This is a genomic window from Streptomyces sp. NPDC098781, assembly GCF_044759995.1.
Lineage (GTDB): Bacteria > Actinomycetota > Actinomycetes > Streptomycetales > Streptomycetaceae > Streptomyces.
The window spans coordinates 1,253,567-1,267,111 of record NZ_JBIWAK010000002.1 but is presented as its reverse complement, the minus strand read 5'-3'; the positions used below and the strand labels follow the sequence as shown (position 1 = coordinate 1,267,111).

Genomic DNA, 13,545 nt, shown 5'->3' with positions numbered 1-13,545 from the left:
GACAAGGTGCCAGCGATTTGCCCCCAGTCTGGCGGCAAATGGCCGCTCCGCTGGCTGCCTCTTCTAAGGAGATCGAGGAAGCGCTGGAGGTCCTGCGTGCGACCTCTTCGATTCTGTTCTCTCTTCCAGGTGGAGATGGGCGCCATCCGGTGTGCCGCCCGGGCCCAGTGTGAGGAGGCGCCCGAAGTCACCCCAGCAAGGTAGCCATTGGAGAATGACTACGTTTCGCTGTCGCGCACGCGGCCGCTGCACGGGGGGAGCCAAGATATGTCCTCTTGCCCTGGGACTTGTCGGGGATCTTGGCGATCTGCGTTTTCGCTACTCAGAGCGGTGTTCATGAGCGGCCGAGTGGTCGTCGCTGGTCATCGTTGGCACTGTCGAGCGGCCTCGGACGGCCTAGAGACGGCCCGGACGAACTCGATCTCGCGAACGTCTGCCAGAAGCCAGTCACTACTCCCCGGTACTTCTCTACTCTGTGCCCACCACGCGGGGTTGGGGAGCCGCCGCAGATGCAGGGGGGAAAGTGCTGATCGTTCTCATTGGGTTGGCTGTGGGGGCCGCATCTGTGTGTCACGGAACACCGCTGTTCGTCCCAGCCGTAATCGTCGCGATCTGCTCCTGTTGGTCTAACGGCGTCATGTCCAACTTCCGTCGCACACAGGAGGTTCCGCGCCTTGCAACGGCAGTGAGCCTGATCTGCTTCGTCCTCACGCTCGTCTTCGGCATCACGGGCCTGGTCATCAACTGAACGGGGCGCCGGCATCGAGGCCAGCGCCCTCAGCTTGGGAAGCTTGGGTTCTCTGGCCTGGACTGCCGTGCTGACCTGGGAACAAGGGTCCCGGCAGCCTGGTGGGTGGTCGGCTGGTTCCCCGGTGTTCCACGTGGTTCCCCGCACGCTCTGGCACGGGCCTGGCACGGACGTCTCCGGCTGGTAGCACCGCACGCAGGATCTCCTCCAAACCTCCGGCTCAGCGATCAGCTGATCGATACGCTAGGGCGATCTCGGGCGCCCAAGCCTCCGGCCATCGTCTGTGACCGCTCGAAGGGGGAAATGGTGATTGATCACAAGGACTTCATGCATGGTGCGGCCTTGGTCGCGATCGCCGACTCGGAGATGTTCACGGCACTCAATCGCGCGAGTGTGAAGTACGGACACTATGTGGTGAACCATGATCGCCACTTGTTCATCAAGTACAACGACGGCAAGGGGCCTGGAGACTACTTCTTCACGTTCTCTCGTGAAGACAAGGAGAGAATTACTTCCGAGGCGGCATCCTTCGTCTTCGCTGTTCTTGTGTGCGGCAACGAGGTGGTCACGGGCATCACCAGGGAAGAACTGTCGCAACTCATCACACTGACTGTTAGCGCCGCTTCTACCATCAAGGTCTCAGCTCAGCAGGGCAGGCAGCTCAGGATCTCGGGGCCCAACGGGCAGCTGCCTTTGATCTCTCGTCGCTCGTTCCCAACACGGATCCTCGGATAGTGCACGCGGCTCCGGAGGGCGCATAGGTTCCGATGGTACTTGCTGGTCAGCCTACGCAACGGAGCTCCGACTGGCCTACCCTGTCCACGAATAGGTCACGAACCAGGATGCCGCGTGGCGGGCCGCGCTACGCCCAGTCAGCCCAATGCATCCGGATACGGACCAAGGAAGCGTTCACCGTTAAAGTGGATCATGTGCGTGTCGTCTTCCTCGACCCATACCTCGGTCTCCCAAGCGATGTCGGCTGCGAAAGATCGAAATTTAGTCTTCGTCTGGAAAGCTGTAACAAAAACCAGCCCTGGTTCAGCTCCCTGGAACAGTTCCTTCAGGTCCCCGAGTCGCTGTCCGTCCACTGGGCCCGTAGAAGTTACCGCCTCAACGAGAACAAGCCAATTCTTCTCCGTGTAGTGGATCACCACGTCTGGCATCTTGCCGTGAGGGTTTACGGTGACGCCGAGTTTTTTCAAGTACTCGGACTTGTTAATGATCCATTTGTCTCCGGTGTCGCCCAAGTACACGACGGTACCGCCCGGGGTGAACTGTGGTCCAAATCTGTACGCCACAGCTTGAATAAGCTCGCTATGGTCGCCTGGGCTCATCGAGAGGCGTAGTGTCTCCGCGGAGTCAATACCTGGCATTACCAAGGGGACTTCGCGGCGTTCACGTTCGGCCGCCCACTTCTCGCTCAAGCTTCCGCAGACGTCATGAAACTCCGTAAGTGCAGCGTCCCAGTCGCTGGTTCCGAACGTTGCGAGCGTCTTTAGTGCCAGGTCGCTTGGGTGATAACGGTTGTTTTGATCGTTTGTGGACCTACCGGGATCGTCTGAATTTTGGATCAGAACGCCGGCTGAGACCAATTGACGCACCGAGTACTTGCGGATCGACTCGCGGCTATTTGGCTTGTACCTGGTCGGATCCTCCTTCCCCTTCCTGATATCGGGGTAGTGGTCTGCCATCCAGTCCATGCACTTGCTGATTCCAAGCGTATTGGCACTAACTTCCGACCACTCCTGGTCTGGGGCAAGATTGCACATTGCAAGTAGCACGAGCGCGGTGCGACGATTCTGTTGCTTGGAAGGCATTCCAATAGCTGCAAGGATCACCCTCGCTTCATTGACTTTCTGCTCTTGCAGCAACTTTGTCACTCGCCGGCCCTCCCCAGATGCCCTGCTTAAGAGTGCAATTACAGTACTAGAAAGTCTCACGAAACGCGCGTCTGGGTGATGCCAGCGCCCTAATCAGGCCGACGCTTGGAGATACTGCTCAATAAGGTCGTCGATCTTCTGTTGTGCGAGCCATACGCCCTGAGGCCAAGCTTGTCCCAAGGCCTCAAGCTGCTCTAGGCTTGGGTAACGGAGATTTCTCAAATCGGTGGCATTGACCTGTGTGTGACCGTTAAAGCGCCGGATGAATTGGTCCAGAAGTGTGGAGTTCAGCCAAAGGCAAAGGCCTCGCGCAATTTGCTTGGGAAGGCCGGATCCACTGCAATGGAATACGTTGACGTGATTCTCGAACCCAATGTTAGTGCAAGGAATTTCTTCCGGGTCGAACACCGCTGCAATGACTCGGCGCTTTTCTTCTTTGGAAGAGAGTCGCTTGACGACCACGTAGTGCCCCGAGGGAAATGTCAACTTCCGAGTCGCGTCCGTGAGCATGATGGCGTTGTTCTTCTTTGCCCCTGGGACAGGCCAATGAATGGCGCCTTCCCGCATATGCAACGGGTAAATCAGTGGTACAGCCCCTTCGACCTCATCAGGCCTCAGATGCTCTTTGCTTCGAAAGTCAACGACACGTCCTGTGGATACTTGCAATCCCAAACTCGGCATCGACGCTGGGAGACTCGCAAGTCGGGCTGCTAGCTCAGTATCTTCTTCGTCAGCACTGATGTGAATGAAAAATTCATGATCATCCGGGTGGACCATCTCAACATAGGGGACCGTTCGCTGACGCAGGTCGTCGCTGTAGCTGATACTCGTCGACACCGTGACTGGCCGCCGGTCAGTCGCATCACTACGTGTGGCCGAGAAGATGACATTCTCTTGTAGTACAGATGTGTCGGCGAAGACCTTATTTCGAGCTTCAAAAATGTGCACACGATCGAGGTGCATGCGATTCAGAAAGTATTGGCGAAAAGGTTTGAAGTATGGCCCATTCGCAAAGCTTCGAGGCGTAATTGCCAGCAACTGACCGCCTGGCGCGAGCAAATGCACGCCCAAGGCCATGAAGGCTGTATACAGATTAGAAGTCTCTGTGCATACAGATCCTACAATCTTACGTTCCCGGGAACTGGCGGCGAGCTTCTTGTAGGGCGGATTCATGATCACGATATCGAATAGCTCGCGCTGCTGTTCGAGCATTTCTCCTGGCTCGCCTGCCCACGCAATGAAGTCGCCCTGGATCAGGTCTACTTCCACGTGCGCCCCGTGGGATTGGGCGGTCTTGACACAGTCTTCGAGCGTGGCTGCCAAGGTGGCATGCAGGTTCGGGTCGATCTCGCACGCTGTTACGTGGATGCGGGTCCCAGGGCGCTCACGCACGATGCGGGCAACGAGGGAGGCAGTAAGGGAGCCCGCGCCTGCTCCGGGGTCGAGGACGCGTAGCTCATGTGCGTCGGGAAGGGTTGCCAGCGCGGAGATGAAGTCGGCGGCCGGGGCAGGGGTGAAGAACTGTCCGAGCTTCCCACGCTCCTTCGTGTCGAGCGCGTCAGACGATGCCAGTCGACGCTCCTCCGTGCGACTCACGAGTGCCGAAGTTGCTGCCGCTACCGCTGTTGCCATGCCAGCAGCTTACTCACGCGGCTTGCCGCGGCCGACGTGTTAGGGAGACAGAGGCGCACCCCCTCTTCTCCCGCCGTGAGCTCCGGTCCGGAGGGCCCCGACTGAGGCATGTCTTGATCGACGGACTCCGTGTCCAGCTTTCTACTCATGGGCTGTCACCCCTGCGGGCTCCGGGAGCTGGCCCCGGTGCTGAGGACGCAGGGAGATCGTGCGCCAGGGGCCAGCCCGCGCGCGCCGACGCGCGATCCTGCCCTCCCGCTCGGAGTTCACCTCTTCTTCTCTCCGAACGGTTGTCGCCCTTGAGGGTGCCTCGACAACGAGTTCGAGCTTGGTCACGGGCGGAGGAATCGCTTACGTTCTGCCTGACCACTAGTGAGACGAAAGGACTCGTCCCCCACGGCCAAGGTATGCGTCGTGGAAGGTTCGGTCGTCTCTCATCTGCGCCGCTGGTACTCAGATTGGATGGCAGTGTTGTCGCCCCCACGGGGGTACGTGAAGCACAAGTCACTGACGACCAGGTCTTCCTTCAGAACCGACCACCTTGTCCGGGGGTTCGGTCATCTCCCTCCGCGATCCGCTGCGAGATCGCACGGTTAACGATGGCGGACACGGTAGGTGTCATACCCCGCAGCTCGAACCGACTCATGAACGTTACGATCCCCAATTCTAGGGCGAGTTTCCCGAGTACTTCATCGGCAAAGCTGGATGAGACTACGTTGACTCCGGCGAAATCGAGCGTCAACCGTTGAGCTCCCAGGCTCAGCAAGTTCGCGAGCCTGTTGCGGATTTGCTCCGCTGAACGGCGAGTGCCCAAACCGTCTTCAAAGTCCGCAACGTGAAGGCAGTGTTCTCCAGTTTCGTCCTCTACGCGCTCGAGGAGTAGGTTAGGTTCAGGAAAGTTGAGCGCCTCGGCAAGATTAACTCTCTTGCTGAGGTCGAGTTGCCAGTCGACTGTAGTTCCGTGATGGTCATTCAAGTCGACAAGTGGAATTGACATGGAGTAGTTTCCCTTAATCTCTCCGTCCCTGTATTCAAGCCACCCCCTACCTGATCTGATCTGAAGCTCCCCTTTGTTGAGTCCTACGACGCGCATCAGTCCGTATAGCCCGTTCCCCATATTTTTGGTCTTGCTAGTCACCTTCTCTTGCACAGCGAGCATGATGGCTTCATATGCGTTCTTTGCCGCGTATACGTTATTCTCTAGGAAGGATCGATGGATACCGATGCCGCAATCTGCGACCGCTACGGTGCACCAGCGGCGTTTCGCGTGAATCTGCATCATTGCGTACCCGAACGGTGACTTACTGTGCTGAAAGACATTGTCCAGCACTTCAAAGAGACACCAATTAAGAGACTCGATGACGCCCGTTTCGCAACGAGCATTTTCTTCGAGCATTTCGATAAAAGCGTTGCACAGGCCGGTAGACTGCTCCTCGTTGTATTTCCATACAATATTGCCCACCGGGTGATTTTCGATATTTTCTCGTGTGGCTGGCAGTGGGTGCAAAAACTTGGTGCCTGCGACGGCGGAGTTGATTCGGCTGGTGGTCACTCGAAGGCCATCCGCGCGGAAGTACTCCAGCGCTGCCGCCATTGGTACTGCCCCGTTGGGATAGATGCGTTGAGTCGCCCCCAGGTCAAGATTGAGTCCTCCCATCCTTATTGCTCGTCGGCTCGCGGAAATGAAAGCATTGGAATCCGACGGTCCGGACATGGAGCGGATGGTGTAGGAAAGGCTCGGCGACATGGACGTATGATATTCGAAGATCTTCCTGAGGTGCAGATTCCTGCGCGTTGATCTTGCTAGGTCGGCGGAGCGACTTTGGCCGGGAGCTGCTTTGGCGCGAGTGATCATGGCCCCGTAAGCTTCCGGCGCGTCGGGCAGTCTGTGGACCTGCCCGGCATCCGTCCTCGGCCTCGACGACCGCGAGCCGGACACCGTCCTTGTGCTGACGGACTGGCAGTACGCCGGCCACGGCCACACACCGGGCGAAGCCGCCCTCGCCGCGACCATCGCTCGCGATCTCCAGACCAACCGCGAGACCGCCCGCGACGCCCTCCTGACCGAAGGGAGCACGGAATGACCACGGTCATCCGGTCACGCGCCATGCTCACCCTCGCGGAGGTCTGTGAGGAACTGGCCGTCTCCCGCTCGACCTTCTACGACTGGCGTGCCAAGCGTCGTGCACCGCGCTGCATCAAGCTTCCGAACGGCGACCTCAGGATCCGGCGGACGGACCTCGATCACTGGCTCGACGATCGTGAGGACGCCGCCTGATGGAGACGACCTACGACGTGAAGGTCTACAAGATCCTCACTTACAAGGGCGCCCGGAAGACCACGTACACCGTGCGTTGGGTTGTCGCGGGGAAGCGCTGGCGCGAGCCCTTCGACACCGTCACGCTTGCCGAAGGCTTCCGCTTCGAACTCATCCGGGCCACCGGCAAGGGCGAGGCGTTCGTCATCGCCACCGGCCTGCCGGTGTCCCACCGCTCCAAGTCAGCGGCCATGAGTTGGTACAAGTTCGCCGTCGAGTGCGTGGACGCCCGTTGGTCTCAACTCGGCGGCAACAGCCGTAAGATCATCGCCAAGACCCTGACCGCGACCACCGTCGCCTTGCTGCGAGCCAAGCCCACCCAGTTCGCGCCTGCGGCCGTGCGCACCGCTCTCCGTGAGTGGGCGTTCAACACGAATCGTCGCCCCAACGCACCCCGAGACGTGGCAGCCATCCTCCGATGGGTGGAGCGGAACTCTCTTCCCGTCTCAGCCTGGGAGGACCCGGAGAAGGTCGACCAAATCCTGCACGCCATCGACACCCGCCTCGACGGCAAGCCAGCGGCGGCCTGGTCCCGTAAGCGCAACCGCCGGATCCTCAACGTCGCCATGAAGTACGCGAGCCGGCGGCGCATCCTGCGGACCAACCCGCTTCCCAAGGGCAAGGAATCGACGGCCGCCGTAAAGACCACGAACGCCGTGGACAAACGGTCCTTGCTGAACCCGGAGCAGGCGGCGGCGATCCTCGACTGGATAGGGCCGCCGGCCGCGTGGTGGCCCGCGGCTCCACGCCATCTTCGCTGCGCTGTACTACTGCGGCTGCGGCCCCGGCCCGAGGAGGCCGTAGCCGTTCGCGTGGAGGACGTGGTCCTGCCCGAGCCCGTTGCCGAGGACCAGTGGTGTGAGCTGCTGATCCACACGGCGACTTCGGAGGTCGGAAAGCAGTGGACAGACACGGGGGAGATTCATGAGCAACGGGACCTGAAAGGCCGCGCGGAGGGCGAGACGCGCACCGTGCCTGGGCATCCCGCCCTGACCCGCATCCTGCGGCAGCACATCGAGGACGAGCAGCTCAAGCCAGGTGACCTGCTGTATCAAGGCGAGTCGGGCGGCATCCTCGCCGGCTCCGTCATCCGCAGGGCGTGGTGCAGCGCGCGCAAGGCCGTCCTGCCCCCGCACGTCTTCGACTCACCCACTGGACGACGCGTCTACGACAACCGGAACACGCGCCTGACGAAGTGGCTGAACGATGGGATCCCGCCTGCCCAGGTGGTCGACTGGGCTGGGAACAGCGTTGCCGTGCTCCTGGCGACCTACGCCCGATGCATCGAGGGCCAGCTGCCCGACCTGAAGAGGCGGCTCGAAGCTGCCGGAGATCTCCCCGAGCGGCCGTCCCCCGGCTGACACCGAGGCCCGGAACTTCGACACGTATTCGACACAGCCACCCGCGAAAACCCGGTGACATCCGGACAGCCCCGGAGTCTGCCCTTGATCATAAAGGGGGCGCCCGGGGCTTCGCCGTAACAGCCGGCATGTGCTCTGAACAGCAAAAACGCCCTCCCGAAGGAGGGCGGAGACTGGGCGCCCCCGGCAGGACTCGAACCTGCGGCCAAGCGCTTAGAAGGCGCCTGCTCTATCCACTGAGCTACGGGGGCCGGTTGTGTGGCCTCGTTCGTGGTGCCCGGGTGTGGGCCGATCCGTGACGTTGCCGGGGACAAGGATAGGGCTCCCGCGTCCGTGTCCCTGCTGCTTCGCCTCCGTGGCTCGATGTGGAGGTTCGGTGAAGCGGTCCTGATAATCGCAGGCAGGTACGAATCGTGCACCGCTTTTGGGCTCTCCCGCCCCGGGTGTTGTGCACTCGTTATGCCTGGACTGTGCCCGTGTCCCAGTCGCCCCTTCCGTCCCTTGTGTCCTATCGGCGCGCAGACATGCTCATATGCTTCAGAATTCCCCTAAAATTGGGCATTCTTCGCATGTGGTGACCTTGGACGTACGGCCTCAGCTGCTCGACGCACTAACCGCCCTGCGCGACCGTGTCGCGGCCGCACGCTTCCCGCTGCCCCTGGCGGGGGCGCCACGCGCGCGTGCCAACCGCGACGAACTGCTCGCGCAGCTCGACGACTATTTGGTGCCCCGCCTGAAAGAGCCCGAAGCGCCCTTGCTGGCCGTGGTGGGAGGATCCACCGGCGCCGGCAAGTCGACGCTCGTCAACTCTCTCGTGGGTCGGCGCGTGACGGAGGCGGGCGTACTGCGACCGACGACGCGGAACCCGGTGCTGGTCTGCCATCCGGAGGACCATCATTGGTTCAGCGGGATGCGTGTACTGCCCGACCTCACGCGCGTGTGGGTACCGGAACAGGACCCGGGCGAGGAGCTGATGCTCCCCGGCGAGGACGCCGCGCGCGTGCTGCGGATCGAGACCGCCGACACCCTGCCGGCCGGACTCGCCCTCCTCGACGCGCCCGACATCGACTCCCTCGTCGCGGACAACCGCGCCCTCGCCGCCCAGTTGATCTGCGCGGCCGACATCTGGATCATGGTCACGACGGCCGCCCGGTACGCCGACGCCGTCCCCTGGCACCTGCTGCGCACCGCCAAGGAGTACGACGCCACCCTGGTGACCGTCCTGGACCGGGTGCCGCACCAGGTCGTCTCCGAGGTCTCGCGGCAGTACGGCGCCCTCCTGACCAAGGCCGGCCTCGGCGACGTACCCCGCTTCACCGTGCCCGAGCTGCCCGAGTCGGCCTGGGGCGGCGGGCTGCTGCCGGCCACCGCGGTGGCTCCGCTGCGCACCTGGCTCGTTCATCAGGCGCAGGAACCCACGGCCCGCGAACAGGCCATGGCCCGTACGGCCTACGGCCTCCTCGACTCCCTCAAGGCCCGCATGCCGGAGCTCGCCGCCGCGGCGGCCGCCCAGTACGCGGCGGCCCTACGGCTCACCGCCGCCGTCGACAGCGCCTACGACAGCGAGTACGCACGCGTGCGTGCCCGGCTCCAGGCCGGTGCCGTACTCGCCGGTGACGCCCTGAAGCGCTGGCGTGCCTTCCCGCTCGACTGCTCCGCCGGCGAGCTCCTCGACTCGCTGGTGGAGAGCCTGAGCACCCTCCTGCTGTGCGCCGTCACCGCCGCCGACGAGCGCGTCGACGACGCCTGGCGGCGCGAACCGGCCGCCGCCGCCCCGGAACTGACGGATCCCGACCCGAAGCCGGCCAGCCTCGAACACCGCATCGGCATGGCGGTACGGCGCTGGCGGCGCGAGCTGGAGGAGTACGCCGAGGACGAGGTGAGCTACCTCGACCGCAGCGTCGCCCCGGACTCCGAGGTCGTCACCGCCCTCGTCGCCACCGCCCTGCTGGGCAGCCGCCGGGCGCGGTCGGCGGGGGAGGGGCTCGCCGAGCGGATCGGCGCCCACGGGGCGCTGCGGCTGCGCGACCGGGCCGGCCGGCTGCTCAACGAGCACCTGGACCGGGTCATGCACAACGAACGCGAGCGGCGGCTGGCCCCGCTCGACGCCCTGGAGGTCCACCCCGACCCCCAGGCCGAACTCATCGCCGCGCTGTCCGTACTGCAGAAGGAGAGGTGACCGGTGACCGCCGTCACTGACCAGGACCACACGGAACACGCCGATCAGCAGCAGGAGGACGGCCGCGTCAGCAAGGACGACGATCGCGTGAAAGACATCCCTGTGCCGGGCCCCGCCGAGAACGGCCCTTCTTCGGCCGACGACCGCGCGCCCGGTGAGCAGCCCGGCGAGAGTGAGAACTCCGTGACCGCCGACGAGCCGGACAAGCGCACGCTCTGGAAGAAGCTGGCCAAGCGGGAGAGCCGGGTGATCGACGGCCAGGCGCAGGGGGAGACGCCCACCGGTGTCGGCGACCCGCCCGCGCGCGCAGACGCCCCCGACCCGGCCGCCAACCGTCCGGGTGACGGTGACTCACCCGCGCGCGCGAGCGTGCCCGACCCTGGCGGTCGTAAGGACGACAAGAGGTCCCAGGAGGGCGGGGCCGGCAAGGCGGCCAAGGGGGACGAGGGAGACGGCGCCACGCCCGCGCGCGGGAGCGTCCCCGACCCCGGCGGCGACAAGGAGAGCGACGGCCCCTCTCGACGTCCGGCGCCTTCCGGTCGTACGGCTCCTTCCAGTCGTACCGCGCCTTCCGGCCGTGCGACGCCTTCCGGCCGTACGGCACCCTCCTCCCGTACCGAGTCGACCTCCCGTACGGAGTCCAACTCCGGTCAAGAGTCCACGCCACGGCCCGAGTCGTCCTCCCGCCCGGAGTCGTCCTCGCGCGCGGGCGCAAACCCCCGGAAGGACTCCCCCTCCTCCGGCACCGAGTCCACGACCCCCTGGGACGACGGTCTGATCGCTCGGCGGGTGAACGACAGTGCCGCCGCCGAGCCGCCCCCCGTCGTGGAGCCGAGGGCGTCCTCGGCGCCCCAGGTGGCGGCGCCGCTCGCGTACGACGGGGCGTTGCGGTCGCGGCTGGACGCGTTGCGGGAGCTGGTCGGGCTCTCGCGCACCCGGCTCGACGGCAAGACGCTCGGCGAGGCCGGGCGGGTGCTCGACGAGGCGGCGGCGCGGCGCAGGCTCTCCGGGCAGCACACGGTCGTCGCCATCGCGGGTGCCACGGGCAGCGGCAAGTCACAGCTGTTCAACGCCCTCGCCGGGGTCACCATCTCGGAGACGGGCGTACGGCGGCCGACGACCGCCTCGCCGCTCGCGTGCAGCTGGAGTGACGGTGCGGCGGGTCTCATCGACCGGCTCGGCATCCCGCCCCGGCTGCGACGGCGTCCCGCGCAGAACGCCGCCTCGGACGGGCAGTTGCGCGGGCTCGTCCTGGTCGATCTGCCCGACCACGACTCGGCGGCCGTGCAGCACCGGGAGCAGGTCGACCGGGTGCTGGCGCTCGTGGACGCGGTCATCTGGGTCGTCGACCCGGAGAAGTACGCCGACGCGATGCTGCACGAGCGCTATCTGAGGCCCATGGCGGGGCACGCCGAGATCATGTTCGTCGTCCTCAACCAGACCGACCGGCTGCCCGGGGAGGCCACCGACCAGGTCCTCGACGACCTGCGGCGGCTGCTCGACGAGGACGGCATCGCGCTCGGCGAGCACGGCGAGCCGGGCGCGGTCGTGCTCGCGCTGTCCGCGCTCACCGGGGACGGCGTCGGCGAACTGCGCGAGGCGCTGGGCGAGTTCGTGGCGGAACGCGGCGCGGCGGCGCGCCGGATCTCGGCCGACGTGGATGCCGCGGGGATGGGGCTCAGGCCGGTGTACGCCGCGCGGCGGCGGACCGGGCTGAGCGAGGAGGCGCGGGACGAGTTCTCCGCCCGGCTCGCGGACGCCATCGGCGCTACCGCGGCGGGCGAGGCCGCCGAGCGGGCCTGGTTGCGCAACGCCAACCGCGCGTGCGGGACGCCCTGGCTGCGGCTGTACCGCTGGTACCAGGACCGGAGCGAACCGCCGACGGGACGGCTGTCGCTGCGCACCCAGACGGACGAGGAGGCCACCGCGCGCCAGCGCGTGGAGCAGGCGGTACGGACGGTGGCCGACCAGGCGTCGGCCGGGCTGCCCTCGCCGTGGGCGCAGGCGGTGCGCGAGGCGGCCGTACGAGGGGCGCAGGGGTTGCCGGAGGCGCTGGACGAGCTGGCCGCGCGGGCCGGACTGCCGCCGGGGCGGCCGCCCCGGCCGGGCTGGTGGCCGGCGGCCGTCCTGGTGCAGGCCTCCATGACGATCCTTCAGATCGTCGGCGGGCTCTGGCTGGTGGCCCAGATCATCGGGGTCATGGAGCCCAACCTGGGCGTGCCGGTGCTGCTGATGGCGGCGGGCATCGTCGGGGGGCCGCTGGTCGAATGGGGCTGCCGGATGGCGGCACGGGGGCCGGCCCGACGGTACGGCACGGATGCGGAACGACGACTTCGGGAGGCGGCGGCCGGGTGTGGGCGGGCTCGGGTGCTGGATCCCTTGGCGGCCGAGTTGCTGCGGTACCGGGAGGTTCGGGAGCAGTACGGGCGAGTGATGGGGGTGGGGGCCTCGGGGAGGTGAGCTGAGGCACCGTCGGGGCCTGGGGTCACTCGTGTGAGTGGCGGAGATATCCACAGGCGGGCGGTGGTCCACAGGGCTCTGCGGGCTCGGCCCGACGGAGGCAGTCTGGCTTCGCGGCGATCGCGACGGACGCGGTCGACGCGGTGACGGCGGCACACCGGAGATGTCCGGGTGTGTGGCCGTCATGTCGGACGCAGCCGTACGGGACGGGCCCGTACGCGTATCCGCCCGGCGGGAGCGGCCGGGCCAGGGAGGGGTTCGAGATGAACGAGACGATCATCTGTGCGGTGGGAAACGTGGCGACCCAACCGGTGTTCCGGGAGTTGGCGACGGGACCGTCCGCCCGCTTCCGGCTGGCGGTGACCTCGCGCTATCTGGACCGGGGGAAGAACGAGTGGACCGACGGACACACCAACTTCTTCACGGTGTGGGCCAATCGCCAGCTCGCCACGAACGCTGCCGCGTCGCTGAACGTGGGCGATCCGGTCGTCGTGCAGGGCAGGCTCAAGGTGCGCTCGGACGTGCGGGAGGGGCAGAGCTGGACGTCGGCGGACATCGACGCGCTGGCGATCGGTCATGACCTCGCGCGCGGCACATCGGCCTTCCGCCGGGCGGCGAGGCCGGAGGCGGTGCCGACCGCGGCACCCGCGCAGCCCGAGCCCGACTGGGAGACGCCACCCGCTGACACGGACAGTCAACCGGCCCTGGAAGCAGTGGCAGTGACGTGACGTCAGTCACTGGTGAGGGCTGACCGAACTGCGGCTTATCGACGAATGCGTACCGAACGACCCTGGTGGATTTGTCGATAAGCCCTGCTCGTAAGGGATCTTGGCGATAACGATTCCGAGTCGGATCGGCCCTCCGACCGGATCACGGGGAAGCGCGCCGTGCCGCCTCCCTAGGATGCCGGGCATAGCTCTCGGGGCTTCAAGAAGCTGCTGGTGGGACCGTCCCCCACGTCAACGGGT

9 protein-coding genes, 1 tRNA gene and 1 pseudogene are annotated in these 13,545 nt (G+C 65.2%); 7 read left to right on the top strand and 4 right to left on the bottom strand.

Annotated features, from left to right (window positions below; genetic code table 11):
• Positions 1 to 1,051 precede the first annotated feature (1,051 nt).
• On the top strand, positions 1,052 to 1,483 hold the full coding sequence (locus ACIQWG_RS11705) for a hypothetical protein (RefSeq protein WP_404093392.1): 432 nt from the start codon (positions 1,052 to 1,054) through the stop codon (positions 1,481 to 1,483).
• Between the two features lie 137 nt (positions 1,484 to 1,620).
• On the opposite strand, the gene ACIQWG_RS11700 is transcribed toward ACIQWG_RS11705, so the two are convergent.
• The 3 genes from ACIQWG_RS11700 to ACIQWG_RS11690 form a co-directional block, all read right to left on the bottom strand.
• Positions 1,621 to 2,628, bottom strand: coding sequence for a BsuBI/PstI family type II restriction endonuclease (locus tag ACIQWG_RS11700; RefSeq protein ID WP_404093389.1), 1,008 nt, complete (start codon positions 2,626 to 2,628; stop codon positions 1,621 to 1,623).
• 93 nt (positions 2,629 to 2,721) lie between these two features.
• Positions 2,722 to 4,260: an Eco57I restriction-modification methylase domain-containing protein gene (locus ACIQWG_RS11695; RefSeq protein ID WP_404093387.1), complete on the bottom strand. Its 1,539-nt coding sequence runs from the start codon at positions 4,258 to 4,260 to the stop codon at positions 2,722 to 2,724.
• 526 nt (positions 4,261 to 4,786) lie between these two features.
• Entirely contained in the window at positions 4,787 to 6,007 is a 1,221-nt protein-coding gene (locus tag ACIQWG_RS11690; RefSeq protein WP_404093384.1) for an STAS-like domain-containing protein, read from the bottom strand.
• A gap of 157 nt (positions 6,008 to 6,164) precedes the next feature.
• Here ACIQWG_RS11690 and ACIQWG_RS11685 point away from each other — a divergent pair.
• The 3 genes and pseudogenes from ACIQWG_RS11685 to ACIQWG_RS11675 form a co-directional block, all read left to right on the top strand.
• Positions 6,165 to 6,344 (top strand): annotated as a pseudogene (locus tag ACIQWG_RS11685) (replication initiation protein); the annotation flags it as partial.
• Positions 6,341 to 6,538: a helix-turn-helix transcriptional regulator gene (locus ACIQWG_RS11680; protein WP_404093381.1), complete on the top strand. Its 198-nt coding sequence runs from the start codon at positions 6,341 to 6,343 to the stop codon at positions 6,536 to 6,538. The pseudogene ACIQWG_RS11685 and the gene ACIQWG_RS11680, both read left to right, overlap by 4 nt.
• Positions 6,538 to 7,938 carry a site-specific integrase gene (locus ACIQWG_RS11675; RefSeq protein ID WP_404093378.1) on the top strand — a complete coding sequence of 467 codons (1,401 nt, stop codon included), beginning with the start codon at positions 6,538 to 6,540 and terminating at the stop codon, positions 7,936 to 7,938. Before ACIQWG_RS11680 ends, ACIQWG_RS11675 begins: the two co-directional genes overlap by 1 nt.
• A gap of 178 nt (positions 7,939 to 8,116) precedes the next feature.
• On the opposite strand, the gene ACIQWG_RS11670 is transcribed toward ACIQWG_RS11675, so the two are convergent.
• Positions 8,117 to 8,189: transfer RNA gene (locus tag ACIQWG_RS11670), tRNA-Arg, on the bottom strand.
• A 320-nt stretch (positions 8,190 to 8,509) separates the two neighbouring features.
• Between ACIQWG_RS11670 and ACIQWG_RS11665 the strand changes: the two genes are divergently transcribed.
• From ACIQWG_RS11665 to ACIQWG_RS11655, 3 genes are all read left to right on the top strand, one after another.
• Positions 8,510 to 10,117, top strand: a complete 1,608-nt coding sequence (locus tag ACIQWG_RS11665) for a dynamin family protein (protein ID WP_404093376.1) — start codon at positions 8,510 to 8,512, stop codon at positions 10,115 to 10,117.
• Between the two features lie 3 nt (positions 10,118 to 10,120).
• The gene (locus ACIQWG_RS11660; RefSeq protein ID WP_404093373.1) at positions 10,121 to 12,577 is read left to right on the top strand and encodes a GTPase; all 2,457 of its coding nucleotides are present in this window, start codon (positions 10,121 to 10,123) and stop codon (positions 12,575 to 12,577) included.
• 263 nt (positions 12,578 to 12,840) lie between these two features.
• Entirely contained in the window at positions 12,841 to 13,305 is a 465-nt protein-coding gene (locus ACIQWG_RS11655) for a single-stranded DNA-binding protein (RefSeq protein WP_404093371.1), read from the top strand.
• Positions 13,306 to 13,545: the final 240 nt, after the last annotated feature.

Excerpts from the sequence above, each read along its gene's own strand:
- ACIQWG_RS11695 (WP_404093387.1), bottom strand. The coding sequence starts at position 4,260 with ATGGCAACAGCGGTAGCGGCAGCAACTTCGGCACTCGTGAGTCGCACG.
- ACIQWG_RS11675 (WP_404093378.1), top strand. The coding sequence starts at position 6,538 with ATGGAGACGACCTACGACGTGAAGGTCTACAAGATCCTCACTTACAAG.
- ACIQWG_RS11690 (WP_404093384.1), bottom strand. The coding sequence starts at position 6,007 with ATGTCGCCGAGCCTTTCCTACACCATCCGCTCCATGTCCGGACCGTCG.
- ACIQWG_RS11680 (WP_404093381.1), top strand. The coding sequence starts at position 6,341 with ATGACCACGGTCATCCGGTCACGCGCCATGCTCACCCTCGCGGAGGTC.
- ACIQWG_RS11655 (WP_404093371.1), top strand. The coding sequence starts at position 12,841 with ATGAACGAGACGATCATCTGTGCGGTGGGAAACGTGGCGACCCAACCG.
- ACIQWG_RS11705 (WP_404093392.1), top strand. The coding sequence starts at position 1,052 with ATGGTGATTGATCACAAGGACTTCATGCATGGTGCGGCCTTGGTCGCG.